Origin of the sequence: Longicatena caecimuris, from assembly GCF_004341945.1 — a bacterium.
In the GTDB taxonomy this organism is placed as follows: domain Bacteria; phylum Bacillota_I; class Bacilli_A; order Erysipelotrichales; family Erysipelotrichaceae; genus Longicatena; species Longicatena caecimuris.
In genome coordinates this window covers 23,307-48,869 of sequence record NZ_SMBP01000010.1, presented here as the reverse complement: position 1 = coordinate 48,869, position 25,563 = coordinate 23,307, and the positions used below count along the sequence as shown (strand labels likewise).

Sequence of the window (25,563 nt, the reverse complement as noted above, 5' to 3'; positions counted from 1 at the left end):
GGAGAACTTATGACTGATTTAAAACGAAAACCGTTATTTAATGAACATGGGGATTGCGATGTAATCAACAGACGCATGATCAATGGCAATACCACGAACCTCAATGACTTTAACAATATGAAATATACTTGGGTATCTGACTGGTATCGGCAAGCGATGAACAATTTCTGGATTCCTGAAGAAATTAATCTGAATCAGGATGTTAAAGACTATCGCCGATTATCGCAGGCCGAGAAGAATGCCTATGATAAAACCTTATCCTTCTTAATTTTTCTAGATTCTATTCAAACGGCAAATTTGCCTAATGTAGGGGACTATATTACCGCAAATGAAGTCAACCTCTGTTTAACTATACAAGCCTTTCAAGAGGCATTACATTCACAAAGTTACAGCTATATGTTGGATTCCATCTGTTCTTCGCAAGAACGTAATGATATTTTATACCAATGGAAAAATGATGCGCGTTTATTGGAAAGAAATAAATTTATTGGCGATTTATACAATGATTTTATTACCCATCATGATGGCATCCATTTAATGAAGACGATGATGGCCAATTATATATTGGAAGGTATTTATTTCTATTCCGGTTTCATGTTCTTTTATAATTTAGGTCGTATGGGAAAAATGCCAGGTTCGGTACAAGAGATACGTTATATTAACCGTGATGAAAATACCCATTTATGGCTTTTCCGTTCTATGATCCTAGAACTGCAAAAAGAAGAACCACAGCTTTTTACACCTGCGTTGGTGGAAGAATATAAGGATATGCTGCGTTATGGGGTAGAAGAAGAAATTCGCTGGGGCTCGTATGTGATAGGAAATGATATTGAAGGCTTAACAATGCAAATGGTTCGCGAATATATCTATTACCTGGGAAATTTGCGCAGCACATCATTAGGCTTTGGAACCTTATATGAAGGCTATGAAAAAGAACCGGCATCCATGGAATGGGTATCGATGTATGCGAATGCCAATTTGATTAAAACGGATTTCTTTGAAGCCCGCAGTTCTGCCTATGCAAAGTCAAGTGCATTAGTGGATGATTTATAATCTTTTAACGCTTAGCATAAATTATGTATACTAGGTTTGAAACATCGTTTTAGCGGGTATCGACGATAAAAATTACCTATGCTATAATTTTGTTAACCATTATAAATGTATTCGCATGAATGCATCATTACTAAGAAGAGGTATAGTTTATGAAGATAACCTGGGTAACCTTAAGCGTTTCTGATATAAAGAAAAGCATTGCTTTTTATACAGAAGTTTTCGGTATGCAAGTAGTATCACGTTTTCATGGAGGTATACATGAAATTGCGATGTTAAAAACGAAGAATGAGGTCTTAATTGAGCTTATTCAAAATCGTAGGGAAGCTGATAAAGAAGTAGGAAATGGAGTATCCATCGGTTTAGAGATAGAAAATCTTGATGCTTTCGTTGCGATGTTATTAAAGAATGGTTATGAATTAACAGGTCCTATTGCTCCAAATCCGACCATTTGTTTCTATTTTATAAAAGATCCTGATGGTTATACATTACAACTGTTAAAACGATCCTGATGAAAAAGGCAAATGTAAAATGGAATGAAACCAATCACAATGGTTTATTTCAATTTGCCTTTTTTTATTTTGCCAGCATTACCATATAAATACTTACTCTATTTGCCAATGTTAACCTATGTAACCCTTCTTACGATAGGGTCACCATCATCAACAAATTTTTTTATTTTATATATCCATTTTTGTGGATTTATCCTCGTGGTAAGATGAATAGGCATCTGATACATTATTTAGTTAAAAAAGAAAAAACGGATGAATTACCGTATTAAAATGCCCCTCCCTTTTTCCCTATATGGGAAAAATACCGTATTAAAATTCCCTATCCTTTTTTTCAGGGAAGATTATTACATGATATCTTATAGATGCAGAAAGGTGGAGATGTGTCCTTGAAAGATGCGAAAACAAATTATTATGTACGCCAGGTATTATCAATTCTGATGGATGGGGATATCGTCTCAACAGGCAAAATCGCGTCAGAAATCGGATTAAGTGAAAAATCGACACGAAATAAACTCAGTGCGATAGAAGATTACCTGCGTGATAATGATCTAGGCGAAATCTGTAAAAAACCAAGGGTAGGTATTTGGTTAGAGGCTGATGAAAAACAACGCTCACGCATTGTCAGAATGTTGGAAAGCAGCGATGAAATCAGTGTCAGTTATGATGCTATGGAAAGAATGATGCTGACTTTAAAACGTCTGTTTCGCATGTTGCCTAATGAAACCATGACAACACAGCAGTTGGCAAATGAATTATATGTTAGCACGCCAACCGTATTGAAGGTCATCAAAGAATGTGAAGAATGGTTGGGCAGATATCATATTGTTATTGTAAATGAACGTAATCGTGGTTTGCGGATGCAGTATGAGGAAAACAATTATCGAGTGGCTTTAAAAAATCTCATTATGGGAAAAGGAGATCTAGAAGAAATTAGAAAGAATATGTTCTATTTCTTTGGAAATCTGGATGTCAATCTGATAAAAAAATGCATTATCGAAACAGAAAATGAATGGAATTATCGTTTCACGGATGATTCTTTTCATGAAATTCTGATTTATTGCTGCCTTGCCTATCAGCGAAAAGATTTTAATTCACATCTGCGTTATGACAATGAAGAATTAGAATTAATCCAGCGTTACAACGAATATCCATTTACCGTGGCAATCTTCAAAAAACTACATGAGAAAATGCATATTCTGGTATCGAATGAAGAAGTGGTATTTCTCTCTATTCAAATCATGTGTTCGAAGTTTATTGGGCGCAGTGAGTTGAGTGAAACACTTGGACAAGTGAAACAGTACGATGATAAATTGATTGGTTTTGTGAATCGTATGCTGGATGTTATCGGAAATATTCTGGACGTTGATTTGCTGAGTGATGAAAAATTAAAGGAATCTTTGATATTTCATTTGCGACCAACGATTTTCAGGATTCGTTATGGAACACCGCAAAGCAATTCTTTAGTGCCATTTATTAAGAAAGAGTATAAAAATGTTTTCCGAGCAACCTGGGCTATCAGCATTTTATTTGAAGAGACATATGGCTTACAGATTACCGAAGATGAATTGGGATATATCGTGCTGTACATTCAATCTGCCATTGAACGAAAGACCAGACAATATCGGGTATGTCTGTTAACGGATTCCAGCCGCGGACATGCACAATTGTTAGTAGAACGTCTGCGTAAGTTGGTTCCTGAAATTAATGAAATTCGTGTGGAAGGTATTCATGATTTTAAATTGGAAGAGCAGGCGGAGATGGATATGATCATCACACCGCACACCTTGCCGTTTCATGATAAACGAATCGTCGAAATTTCTAATATTCTAAGCGATGGTGGTATCTTGAAGTTGCGTTCCCATATGGAGGAATTGAATCTTAAGACAGATGATGTGCCAAATCCTTTCTCACCTATTTGTTTTCCACTATTTTCTCCAGACTTGATTTTTATGAATTTGGATGTGAAAGATAAAACGGAATTGTTAATTTATTTGTCTCAACAGATGGAAAACAAAGGCTTTGTAACTGGAAAATTCTGCGAGAGTGTCTTGGAAAGAGAGAAAGCAACGACGACTTCCATAGGAAATGGCGTCAGTTTGCCACATGGGGCACAGAGTGAAGTCAATAACTCGAAAGTCGTTATAGCAACCTTGAAAAATCCTATTCTGTGGAATGATGATTTAGTAGATGTAGTGTTTCTATTAGGATTCAAGATGGATACACCAGATGAAGTAAAACGCATCCAGGTGTTCTATAAACAATACATCTCATTAGTAGAAACAGATGAAAAAGTACAGAAACTTAAGCAGATGAAATCGAATGTAGAATTGTATAAATATTTAATTCAATAGGGAGGATATTACAATGAAACTGAATGATGTATTAGATGAAAGAATTATCGATATGCATGTGCAGGCAGAGAATAAGGATGAAGCTTTGACTGTACTGGCACAGAGGTTAAAGGATGCAAATTATATCGATGATGTAGCATCTTTTAAGAAGGATATTTATTTAAGGGAAAGTGAAGGTATGACAGGAATTGGCAATTATGTGGCTATTCCTCATGGTAAAAGTGATTCTGTGACCAATGTTGGTATTGCTATTGGTAAGTTGGATCATGAAATAGAATGGGAGACGCTGGATGGGAATGGCGTTAAGCTGATTTTCCTCTTTGCTGTTTCCAATGATCATGAATATGCGCGGAATCATATGTTATTGTTAGCAGAAATCGCACGTAAGCTTGGTAACGATGAAGCGATTGAAACCTTGTTGAAGGCGGAAACAGTAGAAGAAATCAAAGCGGTTTTTAAGGATTAATTTAAGGGGTAATTAGGATTGCTACAAATCATTTTATGTTTGTGTTACATGAAGAAAGTAAAAAATCCGCGCGTTGATAGGATTCTTGCTTTTAAAGAGTGAAATAAAGGGTGAATAAAAAATAGGAAGATTTTGATCATGTTGATAAAATAAGATCAAATCTTCTTTTTTTATTGTGTTTTGAATGTTACATGTTTGAAACCGGTATACGTTTCATTATTGTTAAAAGAGGGCTGGAGAATTGAGAATGAAAGTTTTTCGATAGTTTCCTTTCGAATATATTAAGTAACTTGTATTTTGATACTGCTGTACGCACTATGTGTTATAGTTTATCAAAAGGTGAAAGAAGTCTTACGCTTAGGGTGAAAGAAGTTTTCTCATAAGATGAAGGAAGTTTCACATTAAATAAAATTCGAAAGATGAATGAAACCTTTTTAAAGGAAAGGAAGTTGTTTCAAAATGATGAAATGACTTATTTAAAGGTTAATAAAAGGAAACGAAATAACTTTTTAAAAAGACAAATAGACCCTATTAAAAAGATGAAATCCTTTATAGAAAGGCAAGCGGTAATATGTATAATAAACAAGATAATATATGTATATCAACTAAGATGCTAGCATGTTTGCGGAAGTTATATCCGATAGGAACAAGAGTGGAATTAGTGAAAATGGATGATGTACAAGCTCCTCCTGTAGGTACAAAAGGTACGGTTTATGGAGTTGATATTGGCAGTTTGCTAGTACATTGGGATAATGGAAGTACGTTGCATGTTTTATATGGGATTGATGTTTGTAAGATTTTAAAATAATCAGTGAATAAGCTCGTGGATAAGATGGAATAATTAAAATGGTAAACTATTATTAAGAATGAAGCAAAATTCAATGGTTTTATCATTTTTATTTTATATGAAGATACAGTTAATAGAATAGATATCATAGGGTGCCCTTCTTATAGGCAAATTCAAATAATTATGTCGTTTGTTCTTTCAATTAGGAAAATTTATCTTATCCAAATGAAAAAATCGTTTATAATAAGCGAGTAAATTTCAAAATGGGGATGAAATTTCCACCAAGATGAGGTAAAATTGATATTGTGAGCGACACTATAAAGGAATTTGAACTGGAGGAATATATATGTATAACGAGAATGATGAATTGTATGAAGTAAATGATTATGATGAAGATATTCGCTGTCGTGAAGCCTTGATAGAAGAGGCAAAGAATTTGCCAGAGACAGCAGATTGGAAAGAAATCTTAAATTTAAAGAAAAGATGGAAAAGAATTTCTTATTGGGATTCTGCATATGAAGAAAAATTGTCAGAAGAATTTGATAGTTATATTGATGTGTTTTATGCAAAACGTAAAGAGGGATATCAAAGTAATGAAGTATTGAAACAGGAACTGATTCAGCGCGCTGAAACATTAGCCGAAACAGATAATTGGAATCAGGGAAGTGAAGAAATGAATGAACTGATGAATCAATGGAAAGCAACAGGTTCTGCCGGTAGAGATACCGATGATCAATTGTGGGATGCATTTAATGCAGCACGTCAAAAGTTTTTTGATCGTAAACATCAACATTGGGAAGAATTACAATCAAAATTTGGCAATGCCCGCCAAGTAAAAGAAGACTTGATTAAAAAAGCTGCTGCTCTTGTAGATTCTAAGGATTGGCAGAAAACAAGTGAAGAGTTCCGCCATTTGATGGAAGAGTGGAAAGCTGTTGGAAGTGCTGGTAAAGAGTATGAAGATCAGTTATGGGCAGCATTTAATGAAAGCAGACAAACATTCTATGAACGTCGAAATGCATATTATAATGAATTACACGCTGAGCAAGATCAAAAGTATGAACAGAAGAAGGAATTAATTGCTAAAGCTAAAGTAATTGTTGATAGGAATGAATATACGAGAGAAAATACAAAAGAGATGAAAGATCTCAATGTGGAATGGAAAACAATTGGTTCCTGTGGTAAAGATAAAGAAGATCAGGTTTGGAAAGAATTCCGTGAAATTATGGATGCCTATTTTAATGGTTTGAAGCAATGGAACGAGCAAAAGCATCAGCAATGGCGTCAACGTATGATGGATGCGCGTTCTCGTAAACAAGAGCTTGTACAAAACCAAAAACGCCAAATCAAGCGTATGCAAGATGAAATGGTTGGTCTATTGGGACAAAGAGCTATTGATGAAATGGAAGAGCGTATAGAAGAAAAGAAAGAGTTCATCCAACAGTTAGAAGAAGAATTAGCAGATATTGAGAAAAGATTGAATGAGCAATAATGTACCTAAGCTAAGCGCAATGCTGTTTAAATACTAGTTGTGGCATCTAAACACAATGCTGTTCAGATGATAGTTATGGCATTTAAATGCAATGCTGATTAGATGATGTTATGAAATCTAAAGCGTTGCGGATAAGATGATGTTATGAAATCTAAAGCGATGCGGATAAGATGATAGTAGATGATTATAATCAGCAATAAAAAATTGCCGGTATTGCTGGAAATGAAATCCTTATAGCATGGTATGAAGGGAAGTAACTATGCAATAATATAATGAAGTTATTTGGCATATCCTTTCGTTATGAATTTAGTAAGTAATCCTTGCTATTCATGGCGAAAGGTTTTTTTATACGTCGAGATAAGTGCTTACTAGAAATATTATATCGGAGTCAGTAAAATAGATAATAATAGATGCGGAAATTGTGATATTTTAAAAATAGGAAGTAATGATTTTTTTTAATGAACATAAAGTTATTGTATGTAGTGAAATTCTTCCATTTTAGTTTCGAATGAGGTATAGTGTAAATGACATAAAAACAAGAAAGAGGTTTGAAAATGGGACGATTACAATGGGATTTAATCACTAGTGAAGAACGTATTCCAAGTAGAAAGACAAAAGAAGCACATCGATATCGCAGCGAAATAGAAAGCGATTATCATCGTATAATCCGCAGTGCTTCTTATCGTCGACTACAAGATAAAACACAAGTCTTTCCTTTAGATCACAGTGACTTTGTAAGAACAAGACTGACACATTCTATGGAAGTCAGCTCTTTAGCAAAATTAATGGGAAAACAAGTGTGTAATGTGATATTAGAAAAACAATTAGAAGATGAAGAACATCAGCCAGATACTATCAAAGTCATGGAAACTTTAAATTGTGCAGGATTGCTACATGATATCGGGAATCCACCATTTGGTCATTTTGGCGAATTCAGCATACGCGATTGGTTCAAAAAAAACTTAGACATAAAAGAATTTAAAGGTAGAAAGTTGCGCAACATACTAGATCCGCAACAAATTGCAGATTTGGAAAACTTTGAAGGAAATGCCCAGGCATTGCGTATTATTACGAAATTGCACAGGTTAATAGGGAAAAATGGAATGCATCTTACATCTGCTGTTATGGATACAATTATAAAATATCCATGCGATTCTTTGACGATGATGAAGGAAAAACAGAAACCTAAACATGAACGCAATTTACTAAAAAAGAAAATTGGGTATTTTCAAAATGAGCAAGAGCAATTTGCTATGATAAAGAATAATACCGGTACACGAAATACACGTAATCCACTGTGCTTTTTATTAGAGGCGGCAGATGATCTTGCATACACTTTTGCTGATCTGGAGGATGGTTATAACAAAGGATTATATACATATCAAGATTTACTGGATGTTGTCATTAAAGCTGGCGATGAGAAAGGAAAAGCGCTATTAGAAAAAGAGTTGGAAAACGGAATCCAGGAGCAAATTGGATCTAAAACATCAGTGGATCCTTATAAATATGCAGTCTTTTCTTGGCTTACAAAAAAACAACTTTATAGTGTTTCAAGAGTTAGTGATGCTTTTATCCTTCACTATGATGAAATTATGAATGGCGAATTTTTTGATGAATTAAACACAGAAAGCTCTGAAGGTAAACTAATTAATGCGTTGAAAGAATTTGCCTATCGACGCATATATTGTCATTCTTCAATTCTAAAATTAGAATTGATGGGAAATGAAATTCTCAGCTTTCTGTTAGATCGCTTTGTCGATGCTTTATTGCCATATGATACAGATATAGAAATTACGGAGATACAAAAAAAGTATATTGATCTTTTATCACAAAATTATTTAGAGCAATATCATGAAACAGCAAAAACTGTAAAAAGTGAAGAAGATAAAGTGTATGCCCGCTTACTACTTGCTACGGATTTCATTGCAGGTATGACAGATAGTTATGCGAAACGATTATATCAAGAGTTAAGAGGAATTTGATAAAGTTTATTATATGTTAAAGACATCGGGTGGTTATAGCTGCCTGATTCTTTTTATATGAAAGGGAGCATTGAAAAAGTTTATGAAAATCGAGATATAAAGAAAAGAGAGAGTTTAAATTACTTTTGCTTGCATATAAATATATTTTATCAAATCACTTTAAAATATAAAGTAACTATGTTATACTGAGTTCATAAATGATAAGGAGGCAATATTCATGAAAAAATATGATGCAATCATGATTGGATTTGGAAAAGGAGCAAAAACTTTGGCAGCAGAGTTCGCAAAGCAAGGTAAAAAAGTCGCGATGATAGAAAAATCGTCAAAGATGTATGGTGGCACATGCATTAACGAAGGATGCATACCATCAAAATCTTTGATTGTACAAGCTGGTAAAAGAACCTTTTCTGATGCTATTAACAAAAAAGAAGAAATAACGTCAATTTTGAGAAAAAAGAACTTTGAGAAGCTGAATCAAAATCCTAACATTGATGTAATTACCGCTAAAGCAAGCTTTGTAAACACCCACGTAATTTCATATGAAAATGAAAAGGGTACGAAAGAAATATATGGTGATTATCTTTTTGTTAACACAGGAAGTGTTCCTATCATCCCTAATATTCAAGGTATCGAGCATACAAAACATATATATGTAAGTGCTGATATAATGAAAGAGAAAGAACAGCCTAAAACGTTAGCAATTATTGGTGGCGGATATATTGGCTTAGAATTTTCAAGCATGTTTGCTCGTTATGGAACTCAAGTGACCGTTTTTGAATATGGTGATCGTCTTGTCAAGCGAGAGGATGAGGATATCGCTTTACATATACAACAAATATTAGAAAGACAAGGTGTACAATTTGAGTTTAAAAGCAATGTCCTTTCGGTGGAAAATGTAAATGATTCTGATGTGATAGTTACTTATAAAAACAAAGATGGTAATATACAGCAATTAACAGTAAATGCTGTGTTATTGGCAACTGGAAGAAAAGCTAATACAGATGGATTACATCTTGAACAAGCCGGTGTAGAAACAGATGCTCGTGGAGCTATTAAGGTAAATCGATATCTACAAACGTCTCAGCCACACATCTACGCAATGGGTGATGTTAAAGGTGGACTACAATTCACATATATTTCATTAGATGATTATCGTATTGTAAAAGATCATATATTTGGTGATAAAAAACGTACAACTGATAATAGAGGAGCGATACCCTATTCTGTCTTTATTGAACCAACTTTTTCACGCGTAGGGATGAGTGAAGAGGAGGCAAAAAATGAGGGGTATGAAATCAAAGTGGCAAAACTGGCAGTTTCTGCTATACCACGAGCACATGTAAATGAATGCAAAGAAGGCGTGTTAAAAGCAATTGCTGATGCCAAAACGGATAAAATACTAGGGTGTGTATTGTTGTGTACTGCTTCAGAAGAAATGATCAATTTCGTTCAGCTTGCAATAAATCTTGGATTAAAGACTTCAGACATAGCAAACCACATTTTCACTCATCCTACAATGAGTGAGGCGTTAAATGATCTGTTTGGTAACTTCTGATATGATTAAATTTATAAACAAAATGTTAAATTTATAAACAAAATAAAGATAAAATGGTGTTTACTGTAAGTCATGGGTATTGCTGAAAGTTTCTAATAGAATAAAAGTTCTTTGCTGATATTGGTAAACTGAAAATTATAGAACCTAAAAATATGTAGTTATAATGTAAAATGCCTTAAAGTATTGTATCGCAATAGTTATAATGCAACATGTCTTAAAATATTGTATTGCAATAGTTATAATACAAAAATAACAATATAAATATAAAAAAGACTTAATTTTAAAATATTAGATTTGCTATGTTAAAAAAGAAATGTTATTTTAAATTTAAAAGATAGAAAAAGAAAGATGGGGAAATAACTGCCTATGATGAATTTACAGGATACAATGCAACATATAAGCATACTTATGGTATTTATGGAAGGAGTGCTATCCTTCCTTTCGCCATGTGTGCTCCCATTATTGCCGGTGTACATGGGATATTTAATTGGAAGTGATGTTAACAACAAACAAATAAGAAAAAAACGTTTCGTAATATTTTTTACACTTAGTTTTATATTTGGTATATTTACCGCCATTTTATTGATGAATATATCAATCACATTGATCAGTTCATTTTTCAGAGATCATATGTCCGTATTCATAAAAGTAGGAGGCATACTTATTATTGTATTAGGATTATTTCAATTGGGATTTTTCAAATCTAATTTTTTGGGGAAAACAAGAAGACTCCCGTTTACTTTAAAGAAAGAAATGAACTTACTACTTGCGTTTTTGATGGGGTTTACTTTTAGTTTTGCATGGACACCGTGTATAGGGCCAGCTCTTTCCAGTATTCTACTTTTGGCGAATAGCTCACAAAATCTTTGGATGAGTAATTTTCTAATGGTCATATATGCTCTTGGATTAACAATACCTTTCCTACTTATTGGTATCTTTACAGATAGTATATTAAATTGGCTGTCCAATCATAAGAGTATTATGAACTATACAGTAAAATTAGGAGCAATCATATTAATATTTTTTGGTGTATCAATGGTAAGCGGTAAAATGAACTTTATCAGTAATTACATGACACAAAGCAGTAATAATGCTATGATTAAAGATAAGAATGAAGATAAAAAAGAAGATGGTGGAGAGAATAAAGATGAGAAAAATAGTGAACAGGAGAAAGCATTATTGCAACAGTTAGGCAGTTATGAATTAAAAGATCAACATGATAAGATTATCAAACTTGAGGATTACAAAGGTAAAGTTGTCTTTCTGAATTTTTGGGCGACATGGTGCCCGCCTTGCCGTGGTGAGCTGCCAAATATTCAAAAACTTTATGAGAAATATAGAAGTGATAAGCATGTGGCAATTCTGACAATTGTTTATCCAGGTGGGCAAGAAAAGGGTAAATCTGATTTAAAAGAATTCATTTCGGATAATGCTCTGACAGTACCTGTTTTATTTGATGATGGATTTATTTATTCAACATTTGGTATTGGTAGTATGCCGACTACTTTTATGCTAGACAAAGAAGGAAAACCTTATGGATATATCGAAGGTGCTTTGACAATGGAAATGATGGAGAATATGATTTTAAAAACGTTAAATGCTAATTAGTATAAGAAAGTTATAGGGAAAAGATGATGATATGAAAAAACAATATGATTTAAAATGTAATATAGCACAAACACTGAACTTAATTGGAGATAAATGGACTTTATTGATTTTACATGCAGTAAAAGAAGGGTGTCATACATTCAAAGATATACAAAAACATTTAGTCGGTATCCCTACAAATCTTTTATCGGAGAGACTAAAAGGGTTATGTGAAGATGATTTACTTACATGTGAATTATATTCAACACATCCTCCTAGATATCAATATTTGTTAACAGAGAAATCTAGTGATTTAGATGATATTTATAATGCTATATTATTATGGGGAGATAAGCATCTGAATAAAAGTTATAAATGTTTAAAACATAAAAGCTGTGGCTCTAACATACATATTGCTTATGTATGTGATGAATGTGATGAGATTTTGAATAAAGAGGATATCATCATCAATGATTTAGATGATGTTATTGACGAAATTTAATATATGGTAAGGATCATCATTATTTAACAGTAAGTGAAAAGTTTATCTGTATATAGAATAGTAAGCCAAGGTTGACGATATGAATGGAAAATACTTTGGCTTTTTTGATAGAATCATGATGATTCTCTATTTTATAATTAGTTTTTAGAAAGTGGCGGAAATAATAATTGAAATATGTTATCATATTACAAGAGGTGTATAAGATGGAATTAATCTTAATCATAGCTAGTGAAGAATATTCAGATAATATTACATCATTACTTGTTAAGCATGGTTATTCTGCTACTGAAATTGGTTGCAATGGAGAGTTTTTACAATATGGTGATATTGTTTTATTACTTGGCGTGGAAAAAGGTGAAGCTGATAATGTTATCGCGATATTAGAAAATGAAGGAGGCAGGCATCCGGGAATGTCTGAGCCGTTTAGAGGTCAAGTAAAAATATATGTTATATCTTCAACTTATTTTAAAAAAATCAATCCTTAGGCAATATAAAAAGGCTTTAAAATGGGAAGATTATGCATTATAAAAGTGTGTTGAAAAAAATATAAAAAAGTTTTAAAAAATTGTTGACAGAAAAATAAACAGATGGTATTATATTAAGGCGCTGATGGAAAGGACTCAGGAAATCAGTGATTGCATAAATTATGTGGAGGCTTAGCTCAGTTGGGAGAGCGTCTGCCTTACAAGCAGAGGGTCAGGGGTTCAAGTCCCTTAGCCTCCACCATAAATGTGCCGACTTAGCTCAATTGGTAGAGCAACTGACTTGTAATCAGTAGGTTGTGGGTTCAATTCCTATAGTCGGCACCATTCTTAATAAATAGAGCTGGGGGGGTAGCGAAGAGGCTAAACGCGGCTGACTGTAACTCAGTTCCTTATGGTTCGGCGGTTCGAATCCGTCCCCCCCCACCATCTCTTATTGGGGTATAGCCAAGCGGTAAGGCACCAGACTTTGACTCTGGCATTCCACTGGTTCGAGTCCAGTTACCCCAGCCATTTTAAAAAATCAACATTATAAATGACCCGTTAGCTCAGTTGGTAGAGCATCTGACTTTTAATCAGAGGGTCGGGCGTTCGAATCGCCCACGGGTCACCATTTAAATGTTGCGGGTGTAGTTCAATGGTAGAACTTCAGCCTTCCAAGCTGACTACGTGAGTTCGATTCTCATCACCCGCTCCATATAGTTCAATAAAGCAATCATACACTGATTGCTTTTTTTGTATGAGAAAACCCCCAGATAGTCTGGGGGTTCCGTAGAGCTTTAGCGATGAGCCTTTAAAAATAAAACTCCTTTTGATAGAATAAGAATGCGGTCTGGCAACTGCATAAAAATCAAAAGGAGGACAAATAATGAATAATAATCCATTAAATGACGTACATACTTTATCACACACCACATGGAATTGCAAATACCACATAGTCTTTGCGCCAAAGTATAGAAGAAAAGTTTTTTATGGAGAAAAGCGACTAGAAATAGGAGCAATACTGAGAGAATTATGCGAGTGGAAAGGTGTGAAAATTATAACAGCAGAAGTATGCCCAGATCATGTGCATATGCTAGTTGAAATCCCACCTAAAATGACAGTATCAGGATTTATGGGATTTCTGAAAGGGAAAAGTAGTATTATGATCTATCAGAAATGGGGGAATATGAAATATAAATATAGGAATCGATCATTTTGGTGTAGAGGATATTATGTAGATACAGCAGGAAAGAATGACAAAGTAATTGAAGCATATATAAAAAATCAATTAAAAGAAGATGAACTAAGTGAACAATTGACACTGGATATAGAAGACCCGTTTACGGGTAATAAGAAATAAAAATGCAAATGCCAGACCGTATTGTTACGCTGGTAAGCGTAGCCTGAATCTGAGCCCCTTGGGGCGATTACGTAAAAACCACCAGCTAAGCTGGTGGATATTTATTGATGTGATGAGAATCACTATTCATGTTAGCTTGAGAATGACAATGGAGTTCATAGTAAAGAAAGGAAGGCTGAATGTCACTAAATAGTCTAACGTGTTGGTGACCTTGGCGATATCGAAAAAGTCAGATGCTTCTTGATAGTGCCTCGGCTGGGGTAATAATAGCGTGTTTCGCTTGGCTATTGCGCTCTTAAGAACGCTAAGATGGCCAAGTCCTAGGACTTGGGCTCTATTTAATAAGAATATGGTGGAGAAACGTGTACATAGACCCTCTGCGGCACGAATTCATAATATAAATATAAAAGGGTGGAAATGTAAAAAATAATATCATAAATTCAATGTTTTATTGAAATTAAAAAAAATTCACCAAAAATTACGATTTTCTATTTTAGAATCGTATATATAAGTGAAGGGAAATCTAGGTGAAATCAAATGTACATAACGATCAAACTATCATTAGATTTAAATGAACACTTAAAGCACTGCTTAACTTGGTATGAAACTATATATCATAAAGAGATAAAACGCATAGCCGATATTTTTATAAAAGAAAATCATAGTTACGAATACCTATATAAAAATATTAGTAATCATATCTCTTTTCATAGCAAACACTTAGTACTCGATTTTGCTAAAAAAGAATACGAATATCGTTGTGGATGTAAAAATAGCCGAAAGATCCGCTGCTCTAGCTGTTGGAGCAACTCCTCCTATCGCCTAAACGGTGATCTCCTGCAGCTAGAGTTAGGTCTTCTTGAACATAAAAGATTCATTGATCTTCCTATGTATCATAATGAACAACCTTTAATGCAGTTAGCTAGGGGTAAAATGATGAATTTAGAATTAATGCATATTCAAGAAAACTGGTATGCCTTTATAAATGTAGATATTCCCATCATTTTTTCAACAAGTCGTAAAACAATGGGTATTGATATAGGAATGAAAGTACCCGCAGTTGCTGCTCTTGATAATCAGCATTATCGTTTTTTTGGAAATGGTAGGCAACGCCAATTTTATCTACGTAAATATAAACGTCATATACAAGAAATGCAACGAAGAAAGCAGTTTAAGAAATTGCGCCAATTCCGGCATAAACTACATAATGTCTTGGCTGATCAAGATCATAAGATTTCAAAAGACATAATTTCTTATGCTTTGGAAAATGATGTAGGAATGATATATCTAGAAAAATTAACCTCTATCCATGATCGCTTTAATGTCAGGCAAGTCTCTAATGCCTATTTATGGTCTTATCAAAGACTTCAACAATTTATTACATATAAAGCTCAACTCGCCGGTATTGAAGTTAGATATGTAAATCCATATAATACATCAAAAAAATGTCCTAAATGCGGGCGAATAAATAAACCAAAAGATCGAACCTATCAATGTAAGTGCGGATATCATGGACATCGTGATGTTGTTGCAGCTATTAACATCCTCCATGCACTTTGATTCTTCTGAATCGGCCTGTAGTATCTCATAGATACCGCTACAGGACGGGTGAAGGCACATCCATATCCAAAGGCATAGCCAATGGAAAAAAAGCCATGTGGTTCGAACCCTATATGGTACGTGCTGAGCATGGCTTTTTCTCGGCACGTACACATTTGAGAATAGACATAAAGAATGAACTCCATAATAATCGTGAGGTGAAAAGTATGGAAGATAAATTATTAGAAGAATTAAATCAACTATTGAAAGGAACACATATGGGTGCATCCATATTTGAAGATTTGCGTGAAAAAATCAAAAGTGAAACATTGCATAAAGAATTTGATGAAATTTTACTCATGCTACACATTCATGAAAAATCTTTAACAGGATTAATATTAGCCCATGGAGGCGAACCTATTGACTCAGCAGGAATTATGGGTACAATCACAGATGTCATATCACATATTAAAAATTTAACGGTTGATAGTGATAAAGAAGTATTGAAAGTGGCTGTTCATAATATGGAAATGGGAGCAAAAGCATTGCATGATTTTGACGCACGAAATTTCATTTTGGATGATGAAACAGAAAAGACGATTGCCATTATGAAAGATGATTATGCTTCTATATATCATAAATTAGATAGATACCGTATTGAATTTGAAGAGTAATACTTGGCTTTCTTGCTTGTTTCATTGTATAATTCTTCTAAGAAAGGAAATTATGTAAATAACATTTATAAGTCATTTACAATATAAAAGAAGGATAGATATGAAAGTACAAGAAAGATTTTTAAAATATGTCACTTTTGACACTCAATCTGATGAGAACTCACAAACAACACCAAGTTCTTTAAAACAATTAAAGTTGGCAAAATACTTAGTAGATGAGTTGAAAAATATTGGTGTTACAAATGCATATGTAGATGAATTTGGTATTGTATATGGAAGTTTACTTGCCAATTGCGAGGCTAATTGTCCTAAAATAGGATTTATAGCTCATATGGATACTTCACCTGATATGAGTGGTGAAAATGTAAAACCAAGAATAATTGAAAATTATGATGGCTCTGATATCATTTTGAATGAAAAATTAAATATTCATATGGGGCCAAATGATTTTGAAAGCCTAAATCGTAATATTGGTGAGAACCTAATTGTTACTGATGGAACAACCTTACTAGGCGCTGATGATAAAGCCGGTATAGCCGAAATAATGACTATGCTAGAAACAATTATTCAAAAAAACTTACCGCATGGTGATATAAAAATAGCATTTACCCCTGATGAAGAAGTAGGCAGAGGTACAGATCACTTTAATGTGAAAGCATTTGATGCGGATTTCGCCTATACAGTAGATGGCGGCGAAGTTGAGTTTATTGATTATGAGAACTTTAATGCAGCTAGTGCAGTATTGGATATACAAGGATTAAGCATTCATCCAGGTTCCGCTAAAGGTAAGATGATAAATGCTCTTTTAGTTGGAATGGAATTTCATTCCATGTTGCCTGTTGAACAAAACCCAGCATATACAGAAGGTTATGAAGGATTTAATCATTTAACTGATATGCATGGAGAATGTGAACACGCGCATATGTCTTATATTATTCGTAATCATGATGAAACATTATTTGAACAACAAAAAGAAGACTTTAAGCGCATAGCTGATTACTTAAATAAAAAGTATCCTGAAAATACGATTACATTACAGATAACGGATAGTTATGCAAATATGCGTCAAATCATCGAACAAAATATGAATATTATTGAGTTGGTAAAAAAATCTATGGAAGAAATAGGTTTACAGCCTGCTTCCGCAGCTATTCGTGGTGGTACTGATGGAGCACGCCTGACATATGAAGGTCTCCCTTGTCCTAACTTAGGAACCGGTGGTTATAACTATCACGGTAAATATGAATATGTTTCCATAAATGAAATGGAGAAAAGCGTCGCATTGCTTTTGAAAATAGTTGAAAATAGTTTGAAATTATAAAATTAATCATTAGTATTATAAATAGAAAAGACGGTAAGGATATTCTATTAGTACTAACATCTGACTACTAAAAGAAAGGAAATCTATCTTTAATGTGATGATTATAGGATGATTTAATAAATCTCCTAATATCCTATATCACAGTGAGGTATTTAGATTTCCTTTTTAAATTAAACACAGACAATAACTTGCAAAGGTTTATTAAGTTCAATACATTCTTTTTTTCTAACTGCCGCTTTAAGTGGAAGTAAATAAGTATCCTGCTTTGTATCAAACCAAATAGCAGTTTGCCATTGTGTATTACCAATTATTGCTGTTACTTTTAATCGACCCCAACCTTCTTCTAAACATTTAAAAATATTTCTTATATCTATGGGTTTGGAAGAGAAACAAAAACCCATCCAACCATTCCTTCTGTCGCAGAATAATGATATGGCTTTGCTGAAAATTCAAACTTCATTCCTTTGTTCTTCATTTTACACCTCCTGCAAATTCTATTTTGCCGCCAATACTTCAAACTCTAGTGTACCCCGCTCAGTACCATTAACTATAAGCGTAATTGAATGGATTCCAGGGTAATGTTTCCTTGTACTTGTATCCGCAAAGGAATGTGTTTTTGTGTAATACCTCTTTTCCTTTTCCTTGAAAACAAGCTCGGATATTTGGAATATTTTACGGTTCCACCTACCGTTTGCTTTAACATAATCAATTCCATATTCCAGCCGTGCCTTAGTTTTCTTTTCAGCTTCAAGCTCGAAGGAAAAAGTCAAAATACCCCCTGCAGGAACAGATACAGTTTCTAGTGAAAAAGCATTAACTCTGACACAGCCAGCATCTGAAAATCCCAAAATACGAATCACTTCGCTATTGCCCTTTTTAAGAAGTGTCCTGCACCCGTGTTTGATAATCCAATCTGTATTCTTGTCTTTACCATACCAATCCTTAGCAACCTTCACCACTATATCAGGATGTGTTTTTGATATATCATTCAGGTTATTGGCTACACTTTTACGAACATACAGTGAAGGGTCTGCTTTTAGCAACTCTAAAATACGGAGAATCGGAGATGGATCTTTTTGGAAGTTCGGCAAGCTTTGTCCCCAAGGCAGTCTGGGGCGACAACCTTCGCTGGCAAGCCTACGGACATGCTCATTATTATCTTTAGCCCATGATGCCATCTGCGCCATCATACGTTCTTCATCGTTAATAATAAACGCTCTTACTGCAAATTCAGCTGATGCGTATGGAGTATATCTTGCTAAAGCTGACATAGAGACGTCCCAGTTTTCTTTATCCTGTCCGTAAAGCTCAACAAAAGTTGGGAAAAAGGAAACAAAACCATCTGAGCAGGTATCATAATTCATTATCACTTTATCAATAATGTGAATGGCTGTTTTATAGTCGTCTGGTAAATACTTCCCTAAATTTACACTAATTTGCATGATCCTCTGTTTCAATTTTAAACTATCCCACATTTCGTCCATCGTGGATTTTAAAAACGCATCTACCGGAAACTCATCATAAACCGTTTGAATCTGTGATGCGAGCTTGTATAGTGATTCATAATTAAATCTGTCCTTAAATAATTCCGCCATATTATTCCTCCTTCGAATACAGAGTTCCCATATCTTAAAACCTTTGATAATGCTGATAGATGCAGTGTTTTAGGGGACAATCAAATTTTTAGTTGGTTTTTCTAATATGTAATTACAGTATAAATTACTTTATGTGGATTGTTGTGGCGTGTAATAAGATAAAGATAACCATTATGGTTATTCCAACTCAGTTTCATCTACTATTAAGCCTAATAGTTTTACTAGCTGTAGCGCTTGATCTGTGCTTACGATGGCGCCTTTTAATAAATCTTGTGTTACACCAATACCATCAATTTCGCTTGTCGCAAAATTCATGCCATCAAGACTAGTATTATAAAATTCACTATCTACTAAACTGCAATGTTCAAATAACGTTTTTTTAAATTCACATTGAATGAAGCTAGAACTACCTATATCACATTTTTTATATATCGTCTGTTTATAACGACTTCCACTGAAATTCGCATAATGCAGATTGCATTCAATATATTGTATATTATGTAACACACAATCAATGAATTGTGTTCCCATTGCGCGACATGTTTTGAAAATAGTGCGATGTATGGCACCATCACTAAAAACAACATTGTTAAATTCACAATTTTCAAAAATGACATCAATCATGTCAATGTTAAGAAAATTACAGTCTTCAAAACATACATTTTCAAATACTATGCCATCCAAATGCAGACATGACAATTCTGGTTCACGAATTAGACAATTTTTAAAACTTAGTCCTTGTAGATAGGGCTCCTCTTCCACCATTTTGTGGAATTCTGTCTGTTCTTCTAAATATGAGGGTATTCTTGGTTTCTCAATTTTCATTTAAACCTCCAAGTTATTTGTGTATAACGGTTAAATTAATTAAGTAAATTCTAATGGATTCATTATAACACCCATGTTATGAAAGTCTATATACTTTTTGATCATGGTGCAAAATTTTATCATGAAAAGAATAATCTTGTATAGTTTTTACTTTAATCCTTACTCATTGACAACATATAGTGAAAAAGAGTCTTTCACGTTAATTATAAACCTAAAAAATGTAGAGAAAAAGGTCCTTTTACATCTATTCCTTATAAAATATGATGAAGTAGCGTTATGATAAAAGTGAATCTTTTTAAAAACTATAGTCATCTTTTTTATGATTATATCTTGACGATTATCAAAGCCAATTTTTTGTTTTTTTTCAAAAATCTGCTCCTTTCAGAAATAAACTAAACTTGCCAATCATTGGTATTTCGTCTTATAATGATATCATGTATTTTATATACATGGATTGATTCTATATTTTGCTTTTATATTATCATTTTAAGAGAGCATGAATCGTATTTTATATCTGATTACTCCATCTAAACCTACATATTCAGTCAAAATACATGATATTCAAAATACATGTTAATTCAAAACGCATATTCGTTTAAAACACATGATATTTAAAACACATATTCATTCAAAGCACTTATGCGTAAAATTGACAAGTTATAGAACACTAACCAAAACCAAATAAAGGAAGGACATTAAAATGGAACAAATGATTATCACACCAATTGCAAAATCCCTTAATATCAGTGAAAAACAAGTGGTAAACACCTTAGATCTACTAGAGCAGGGAAATACGGTCCCTTTCATCGCCCGTTATCGAAAAGAAGTCACAAATGGTCTAGATGAAGAACAAATCCGCGTCATTCAGGAAAATTATGCATATCAGCTAAACCTAAAAAAACGTAAGGAAGACGTGGCACGTCTTATTGAACAACAAGGAAAATTAACAGAAGAAATAAAAAAACAAATTGAAGCATGCGAAAAGCTGTCACAAGTAGAAGACATATATCGACCATATCAACAAAAACGCAAAACCCGTGCAACAGATGCACAGGCAAAAGGTCTTGCTCCACTTGCTGAATGGTTATTAAAACTACTGCCAAACGTAAATGTCGCACAAGAAGCAGCAAACTATATAAAAGAAGATGTACCAACTATTCAAGATGCTTTGCAAGGGGCAAAAGATATTATTGCCGAAAAAGCTAGTGATGATGCTGAAATCCGCAAACGCATCAGAAACAGTATGGAACATTATGGACGCCTAGTGACAAAAGAGAAAAAGAAACATGAAGATACAAAAAAAGTGTATAAAATGTATTACGATTACAATGAACGTATTTCCACCCTAGCGAGTCATCGTATCATGGCAATCGATCGTGCAGAAAAAGAAAAGGTCATCCAAGTCTCCATAGATTTTGATGAAGATTATCAACTGAATTGGGCTATCCAGAGATTCACCAAAAAACGCCAATGTCCAGCGGTTCCTTATATTGAAGAAGCTGTGCAGGATGGATTAAAACGCCTTGCATTTCCAAGCGTAGAACGAGAAATTCGCAATGAACTGAGTGAAAGAGCACACGAACAATCAATCGAAGTATTCTCTATGAATTTAGAAAAACTATTGTTGCAACCACCAATGAAACAAAAAATGGTTTTAGGCTTTGACCCAGCTTTTCGTACAGGATGTAAACTTGCGGTAATAGACGAAACCGGAAAGCTATTGAAAATCAGTGTCATCTACCCCCATCAGCCAAATGCCAGGACAAAAGAAGCCGAAAGTATCATGCTGAATTTGCTAAAAACATATCCTATAAAAATCATCGCAATTGGCAATGGTACAGCCAGTCGCGAGAGCGAAGCTTTTGTTGCAAAGTTGATACGTGATCATCACCTTGCGGTGTCTTACACCATCGTCAGTGAGGCAGGAGCATCCGTATACTCTGCCAGTAAGCTCGCCCGTGAAGAATTTCCGGATCTTCAAGTAGAACAGCGTTCAGCTATATCAATCGCTCGAAGAGTTATTGATCCACTTGCAGAATTGATTAAAATAGATCCACAATCTATCGGTGTTGGTCAATATCAACACGACCTGCCAACGAAACGATTAAAAGAACGTTTGGATTTTGTCGTTACAAAAGCAGTGAACCGTGTAGGAGTAAATGTGAATACTGCCAGCAGTGAGTTATTGAAAAATATATCTGGTTTAAGTGCAGCCACCGCGAAATCAATTGTGACCTATCGTGAAGACCATGGTGAAATAAGAAACCGCATCGAGTTAAAGCAAATTCCAAAGGTCGGAGCAAAATCATTTGAACAGGCGGCTGGTTTCCTGCGCATTGAAGACGGTGATGAACCTTTAGATCGAACATCTATTCATCCTGAAAGTTATGCTTTGGCGAAAAAAATTCTTGCCCAATTTGCTTTAACACCTTCTATGATGGGAAGCGAGGAAGCAAGAGCTTCTTTGGAAAAAGTGACATCTTCAGCCTTAGCAAAAGAATTAGGCGCTGATGTATATACGATTGAAGATATCTTAGATGCCATACGTTCTCCATTGCGTGATTATCGTGAACGCTATGATGCGCCAATTTTACGAAGTGATGTATTGGAGCTGGAAGATCTGCATATCGGAGATGAATTGGAAGGTGTTGTTCGTAATGTTGTGGACTTTGGTGCTTTTGTAGATATCGGTTTGCATGAAGACGGCTTAGTACATATTTCAAAAATGCGCCGTCAGCGAGTGCAACATCCTAGTGAAGTTGTGGCTGTAGGAGATGTTGTCAAAGTCTGGGTATACAATATTGATCAAGAAAAACAAAAAGTACAACTTAGTCTGTTACCATTGCAAAAATAAAGCTGTGGTTGATGAAGAGGGTACTGGTTAGTCAATGATGATAAAAATAGTATCAGGTAGTAATGGAAGTACTTTATAATGAAGATATGGATGTGTTTTCTAAGCAAATGACGTGTTGGTCTTTTCACCCGCAGGATCATTTCGATTAAAAAACACATCCTTTTCTTAAAGATGCTACGTTAAGAGCATCATCTATTCATCTTTATTTAATATGGATAAGTAGAACCACTTTCATAGATAATGATGTGCGTTATCCTTTACAACCTAATGGAATTAATTTCATTATGATCTTTTTTTGTATCTGAACAACATTTTTTTATCATTTGCAATGCAAATTACGATCAGCTAAAAAGTGAAGAAAACCAAGCTTTCTTTGACAGTTTAAATTTAAAATTTCATCATTTCTAAACATGTGACATGTAGTATCCATATAACTAAATATTGACGATATCGCTTTGTAATAAAGGCAAGCGAAAGTTTTACACAAAACGTAATTTCCTTATGAAAAATAAAGATTTTATAGTATAATAAACGTGGTAATTATAAGGAGGACTAAGGAATGTCAAAAATCGACGTATTAAAGGGACATGCGACGAATATCCGAAAGAATATCGTAAAAATGGTGACAGAAGCAAAATCTGGTCATCCGGGTGGAAGTTTATCCTCTGTGGAAATTGCGACGGCTATTTATTTCACACAGATGAATATTGATGAGAACAATCTGACGAGCAATCAGCGTGATCGTTTTGTGTTATCAAAAGGACATGCATCACCGCTGTTGTATGCTGTATTAGCAGAAAAAGGATTTCTTGAAGAAACAGAATTAGCAACCTTCCGTAAGCTGAATTCTCGTTTACAGGGACATCCTAGCATGCGTAAGTTGCCTGGGGTAGATATGTCAACCGGCTCTTTAGGGCAAGGTATTTCAACGGCTGTGGGAATGGCGTTATCGAACAAGTATCATAAACTGCCTTATCGTGTATACACATTGTTAGGCGATGGAGAATGTCAAGAAGGTGAAGTATGGGAAGCCGCTATGGCAGCTGCTCATTACAAGCTGGATAACCTTTTGGCATTTGTAGATAACAATGGATTGCAAATTGATGGCAAGATTAGTGATGTCATGAATCCTTCACCAATTGATGAAAAATTTAAAGCCTTTGGCTGGAATGTCATTACGCTGGAAGATGGTAATGATCTTGCATCTGTAATTGAGGCATGTGAAGAGGCGAAAACCGTTAAGGGCAAACCTACGGTAGTTGTCGCGAAAACGGTGAAAGGAAAAGGTGTTTCCTTCATGGAAAATCAGGCAGGTTGGCATGGTGTTGCCCCTAGTGCGCAACAGTGTCAGGATGCACTCAAAGAATTGGAGGGAAATAAATAATGAAAGTAGCTACACGTGAAGCTTATGGGAAAACTTTAGCGGCATTAGCAAAAGAAAATAAAAATATCATCGTGTTAGATGCTGATTTGTCTGGTTCAACAAAGACAAAAGAAGTCAAAGCAGTAGCACCTGAACAGCATTATAATATGGGAATAGCAGAAGGCAATATGATGGCTGTTGCGGCAGGTCTGGCAGCAAGTGGTAATATCGTCTTCGCATCCAGCTTCGCCATGTTTGCGACTGGTAGAGCTTTTGAACAAATTCGTAATTCTATCGGTTATCCACATCTGAATGTAAAAGTCTGTGCATCACATGCCGGTCTGACGGTTGGTGAAGATGGTGCCAGTCATCAAAGCATTGAAGATATCTCCCTAATGCGAGGCATTCCTGGTATGACTGTCATTTGTCCGGCAGATGCAGTGGAAACGGATAAAGTTATCCGTGCTGTGGCGGAAATTGATGGACCTTGCTACGTTCGTCTAGGCAGAAGTGCAGTGGAAACGGTATATTCAGAAGATATGGCGTTTGAAGTTGGAAAAGGAAATGTCCTACGTCAAGGGAAAAAGGTCGCAATCATAGCTTGTGGCATTATGGTCGAAGCAGCATTACAGGCTTATGATGAGCTAAAGGAAAAAGGCTATGAACCAACTGTAGTGGATATGCATACGATCAAACCAATTGATAAAGATTTATTGGTAGAACTGGCGAAGAGCCATGATTTATTCGTTACTTGTGAAGAGCATAGTGTCATCGGCGGCTTGGGCAGTGCAGTTGCTGAAACATTGAGCCAGTATGCTCCAGCAAAAATCAAGATGGTTGGCGTTCAGGATACTTTCGGAGAAAGTGGTACACCTGCTGGCTTGTTGGAAAAATATGGCTTAACTAGTAAGGATATTGTTAAAGCAGTTATTGAAGAATAATACATATCGATAAAGAGAAGAGGGAGAGCCTTTCCTTCTTCTTTTTTCATACAAGTAGCTTTTGTGATATTTGAGAGAAATCTTTTGTGCAAGCATTAAGTTTAAAGAATAAGTAACTACCAGTATGGCATGTAATGTACAATTTCATGCAAGTTCATAAGCATTCATTAGCTTTTAGGTAGATAAGCATCTGTTAGCTTTTACATTCATAAGCATCTGTTAGCTTTTAGGTTCATAAGAATCTGTTAACTTTTATGTTCATAAGCATTTTTTCAATTCATAAGCATCTGTAAATTTTCACGTTTATAAGCATCCATTAACCTTCATGGTTATAAGCATGTAT

21 protein-coding genes and 6 tRNA genes are annotated in these 25,563 nt (G+C 34.7%); 24 read left to right on the top strand and 3 right to left on the bottom strand.

Features of this window, described 5'->3' with window-relative positions; all coding sequences use genetic code 11:
- Positions 1-9: 9 nt before the first annotated feature.
- The 21 genes from EDD61_RS07385 to pepT all read left to right on the top strand — a co-directional run bounded on the left by EDD61_RS07385 (position 10) and on the right by pepT (position 17,642).
- Positions 10-1,053: a ribonucleotide-diphosphate reductase subunit beta gene (locus EDD61_RS07385; RefSeq protein ID WP_008687216.1), complete on the top strand. Its 1,044-nt coding sequence runs from the start codon at positions 10-12 to the stop codon at positions 1,051-1,053.
- A 149-nt stretch (positions 1,054-1,202) separates the two neighbouring features.
- A complete protein-coding gene (locus EDD61_RS07380) occupies positions 1,203-1,562 on the top strand; it encodes a VOC family protein (RefSeq protein ID WP_008687219.1) in 360 nt (119 codons plus the stop codon).
- Between the two features lie 380 nt (positions 1,563-1,942).
- Positions 1,943-3,913, top strand: a complete 1,971-nt coding sequence (locus tag EDD61_RS07375; RefSeq protein WP_226896988.1) for a BglG family transcription antiterminator — start codon at positions 1,943-1,945, stop codon at positions 3,911-3,913.
- 13 nt (positions 3,914-3,926) lie between these two features.
- Positions 3,927-4,379: a PTS sugar transporter subunit IIA gene (locus EDD61_RS07370; protein WP_008687222.1), complete on the top strand. Its 453-nt coding sequence runs from the start codon at positions 3,927-3,929 to the stop codon at positions 4,377-4,379.
- Positions 4,380-4,950: 571 nt separating this feature from the next.
- Complete coding sequence (locus EDD61_RS07365; RefSeq protein ID WP_132224835.1) at positions 4,951-5,187, top strand: DUF4314 domain-containing protein; 237 nt, start codon at positions 4,951-4,953, stop codon at positions 5,185-5,187.
- A gap of 325 nt (positions 5,188-5,512) precedes the next feature.
- Positions 5,513-6,658, top strand: a complete 1,146-nt coding sequence (locus EDD61_RS07360) for a DUF349 domain-containing protein (RefSeq protein WP_117548185.1) — start codon at positions 5,513-5,515, stop codon at positions 6,656-6,658.
- Between the two features lie 554 nt (positions 6,659-7,212).
- Positions 7,213-8,640: a deoxyguanosinetriphosphate triphosphohydrolase gene (locus tag EDD61_RS07355; RefSeq protein ID WP_132224833.1), complete on the top strand. Its 1,428-nt coding sequence runs from the start codon at positions 7,213-7,215 to the stop codon at positions 8,638-8,640.
- 217 nt (positions 8,641-8,857) lie between these two features.
- Positions 8,858-10,195, top strand: coding sequence for an FAD-dependent oxidoreductase (locus tag EDD61_RS07350; protein ID WP_008687230.1), 1,338 nt, complete (start codon positions 8,858-8,860; stop codon positions 10,193-10,195).
- 366 nt (positions 10,196-10,561) lie between these two features.
- Entirely contained in the window at positions 10,562-11,803 is a 1,242-nt protein-coding gene (locus EDD61_RS07345) for a redoxin domain-containing protein (RefSeq protein ID WP_008687231.1), read from the top strand.
- 31 nt (positions 11,804-11,834) lie between these two features.
- Positions 11,835-12,284, top strand: coding sequence for a winged helix-turn-helix transcriptional regulator (locus EDD61_RS07340; RefSeq protein ID WP_008979347.1), 450 nt, complete (start codon positions 11,835-11,837; stop codon positions 12,282-12,284).
- 203 nt (positions 12,285-12,487) lie between these two features.
- On the top strand, positions 12,488-12,769 hold the full coding sequence (locus EDD61_RS07335; protein WP_132224831.1) for a cyclic-di-AMP receptor: 282 nt from the start codon (positions 12,488-12,490) through the stop codon (positions 12,767-12,769).
- A gap of 165 nt (positions 12,770-12,934) precedes the next feature.
- Positions 12,935-13,010 (top strand) — tRNA-Val (locus EDD61_RS07330).
- Positions 13,011-13,017: 7 nt separating this feature from the next.
- Positions 13,018-13,093: transfer RNA gene (locus tag EDD61_RS07325), tRNA-Thr, on the top strand.
- A gap of 18 nt (positions 13,094-13,111) precedes the next feature.
- A tRNA-Tyr gene (locus EDD61_RS07320) sits at positions 13,112-13,195 on the top strand.
- A gap of 8 nt (positions 13,196-13,203) precedes the next feature.
- A tRNA-Gln gene (locus tag EDD61_RS07315) sits at positions 13,204-13,279 on the top strand.
- Between the two features lie 24 nt (positions 13,280-13,303).
- Positions 13,304-13,379, top strand: a tRNA-Lys gene (locus EDD61_RS07310).
- A 10-nt stretch (positions 13,380-13,389) separates the two neighbouring features.
- Positions 13,390-13,463, top strand: a tRNA-Gly gene (locus EDD61_RS07305).
- A gap of 171 nt (positions 13,464-13,634) precedes the next feature.
- Positions 13,635-14,108 carry an IS200/IS605 family transposase gene (gene tnpA, locus EDD61_RS07300; protein ID WP_008686955.1) on the top strand — a complete coding sequence of 158 codons (474 nt, stop codon included), beginning with the start codon at positions 13,635-13,637 and terminating at the stop codon, positions 14,106-14,108.
- Between the two features lie 537 nt (positions 14,109-14,645).
- Complete coding sequence (locus EDD61_RS07295) at positions 14,646-15,668, top strand: RNA-guided endonuclease InsQ/TnpB family protein (RefSeq protein ID WP_132224829.1); 1,023 nt, start codon at positions 14,646-14,648, stop codon at positions 15,666-15,668.
- A 206-nt stretch (positions 15,669-15,874) separates the two neighbouring features.
- Entirely contained in the window at positions 15,875-16,321 is a 447-nt protein-coding gene (locus tag EDD61_RS07290; protein WP_008979344.1) for a DUF2383 domain-containing protein, read from the top strand.
- A gap of 100 nt (positions 16,322-16,421) precedes the next feature.
- Positions 16,422-17,642 carry a peptidase T gene (gene pepT / locus EDD61_RS07285; protein WP_008687238.1) on the top strand — a complete coding sequence of 407 codons (1,221 nt, stop codon included), beginning with the start codon at positions 16,422-16,424 and terminating at the stop codon, positions 17,640-17,642.
- Between the two features lie 170 nt (positions 17,643-17,812).
- Here the strand turns inward: pepT and EDD61_RS07280 are convergent, their stop codons facing one another.
- From EDD61_RS07280 to EDD61_RS07270, 3 genes are all read right to left on the bottom strand, one after another.
- Positions 17,813-18,043, bottom strand: coding sequence for a DUF1905 domain-containing protein (locus EDD61_RS07280; RefSeq protein WP_207901001.1), 231 nt, complete (start codon positions 18,041-18,043; stop codon positions 17,813-17,815).
- Positions 18,044-18,136: 93 nt separating this feature from the next.
- Positions 18,137-19,237, bottom strand: a complete 1,101-nt coding sequence (locus EDD61_RS07275) for a DNA alkylation repair protein (RefSeq protein ID WP_132224827.1) — start codon at positions 19,235-19,237, stop codon at positions 18,137-18,139.
- Positions 19,238-19,414: 177 nt separating this feature from the next.
- A complete protein-coding gene (locus EDD61_RS07270; protein WP_132224825.1) occupies positions 19,415-20,062 on the bottom strand; it encodes a pentapeptide repeat-containing protein in 648 nt (215 codons plus the stop codon).
- Positions 20,063-20,762: 700 nt separating this feature from the next.
- On the opposite strand from EDD61_RS07270, the gene EDD61_RS07265 reads away from it, so the two are divergent.
- The 3 genes from EDD61_RS07265 to EDD61_RS07255 all read left to right on the top strand — a co-directional run bounded on the left by EDD61_RS07265 (position 20,763) and on the right by EDD61_RS07255 (position 25,220).
- Positions 20,763-22,916, top strand: coding sequence for a Tex family protein (locus tag EDD61_RS07265; protein ID WP_132224823.1), 2,154 nt, complete (start codon positions 20,763-20,765; stop codon positions 22,914-22,916).
- 559 nt (positions 22,917-23,475) lie between these two features.
- Complete coding sequence (locus EDD61_RS07260; protein WP_132224821.1) at positions 23,476-24,300, top strand: transketolase; 825 nt, start codon at positions 23,476-23,478, stop codon at positions 24,298-24,300.
- Positions 24,300-25,220 carry a transketolase family protein gene (locus EDD61_RS07255; protein ID WP_117548193.1) on the top strand — a complete coding sequence of 307 codons (921 nt, stop codon included), beginning with the start codon at positions 24,300-24,302 and terminating at the stop codon, positions 25,218-25,220. The genes EDD61_RS07260 and EDD61_RS07255 overlap by 1 nt, the downstream gene beginning before the upstream one ends.
- The last annotated feature ends 343 nt before the right edge of the window (positions 25,221-25,563 follow it).

Excerpts from the sequence above, each read along its gene's own strand:
- EDD61_RS07385 (WP_008687216.1), top strand. The coding sequence starts at position 10 with ATGACTGATTTAAAACGAAAACCGTTATTTAATGAACATGGGGATTGC.
- EDD61_RS07380 (WP_008687219.1), top strand. The coding sequence starts at position 1,203 with ATGAAGATAACCTGGGTAACCTTAAGCGTTTCTGATATAAAGAAAAGC.
- EDD61_RS07370 (WP_008687222.1), top strand. The coding sequence starts at position 3,927 with ATGAAACTGAATGATGTATTAGATGAAAGAATTATCGATATGCATGTG.
- EDD61_RS07365 (WP_132224835.1), top strand. The coding sequence starts at position 4,951 with ATGTATAATAAACAAGATAATATATGTATATCAACTAAGATGCTAGCA.
- EDD61_RS07360 (WP_117548185.1), top strand. The coding sequence starts at position 5,513 with ATGTATAACGAGAATGATGAATTGTATGAAGTAAATGATTATGATGAA.
- EDD61_RS07355 (WP_132224833.1), top strand. The coding sequence starts at position 7,213 with ATGGGACGATTACAATGGGATTTAATCACTAGTGAAGAACGTATTCCA.
- EDD61_RS07350 (WP_008687230.1), top strand. The coding sequence starts at position 8,858 with ATGAAAAAATATGATGCAATCATGATTGGATTTGGAAAAGGAGCAAAA.
- EDD61_RS07345 (WP_008687231.1), top strand. The coding sequence starts at position 10,562 with ATGATGAATTTACAGGATACAATGCAACATATAAGCATACTTATGGTA.
- EDD61_RS07340 (WP_008979347.1), top strand. The coding sequence starts at position 11,835 with ATGAAAAAACAATATGATTTAAAATGTAATATAGCACAAACACTGAAC.
- EDD61_RS07335 (WP_132224831.1), top strand. The coding sequence starts at position 12,488 with ATGGAATTAATCTTAATCATAGCTAGTGAAGAATATTCAGATAATATT.
- tnpA (WP_008686955.1), top strand. The coding sequence starts at position 13,635 with ATGAATAATAATCCATTAAATGACGTACATACTTTATCACACACCACA.
- EDD61_RS07295 (WP_132224829.1), top strand. The coding sequence starts at position 14,646 with ATGTACATAACGATCAAACTATCATTAGATTTAAATGAACACTTAAAG.
- EDD61_RS07290 (WP_008979344.1), top strand. The coding sequence starts at position 15,875 with ATGGAAGATAAATTATTAGAAGAATTAAATCAACTATTGAAAGGAACA.
- pepT (WP_008687238.1), top strand. The coding sequence starts at position 16,422 with ATGAAAGTACAAGAAAGATTTTTAAAATATGTCACTTTTGACACTCAA.
- EDD61_RS07280 (WP_207901001.1), bottom strand. The coding sequence starts at position 18,043 with ATGGGTTTTTGTTTCTCTTCCAAACCCATAGATATAAGAAATATTTTT.
- EDD61_RS07275 (WP_132224827.1), bottom strand. The coding sequence starts at position 19,237 with ATGGCGGAATTATTTAAGGACAGATTTAATTATGAATCACTATACAAG.
- EDD61_RS07270 (WP_132224825.1), bottom strand. The coding sequence starts at position 20,062 with ATGAAAATTGAGAAACCAAGAATACCCTCATATTTAGAAGAACAGACA.
- EDD61_RS07265 (WP_132224823.1), top strand. The coding sequence starts at position 20,763 with ATGGAACAAATGATTATCACACCAATTGCAAAATCCCTTAATATCAGT.
- EDD61_RS07260 (WP_132224821.1), top strand. The coding sequence starts at position 23,476 with ATGTCAAAAATCGACGTATTAAAGGGACATGCGACGAATATCCGAAAG.
- EDD61_RS07255 (WP_117548193.1), top strand. The coding sequence starts at position 24,300 with ATGAAAGTAGCTACACGTGAAGCTTATGGGAAAACTTTAGCGGCATTA.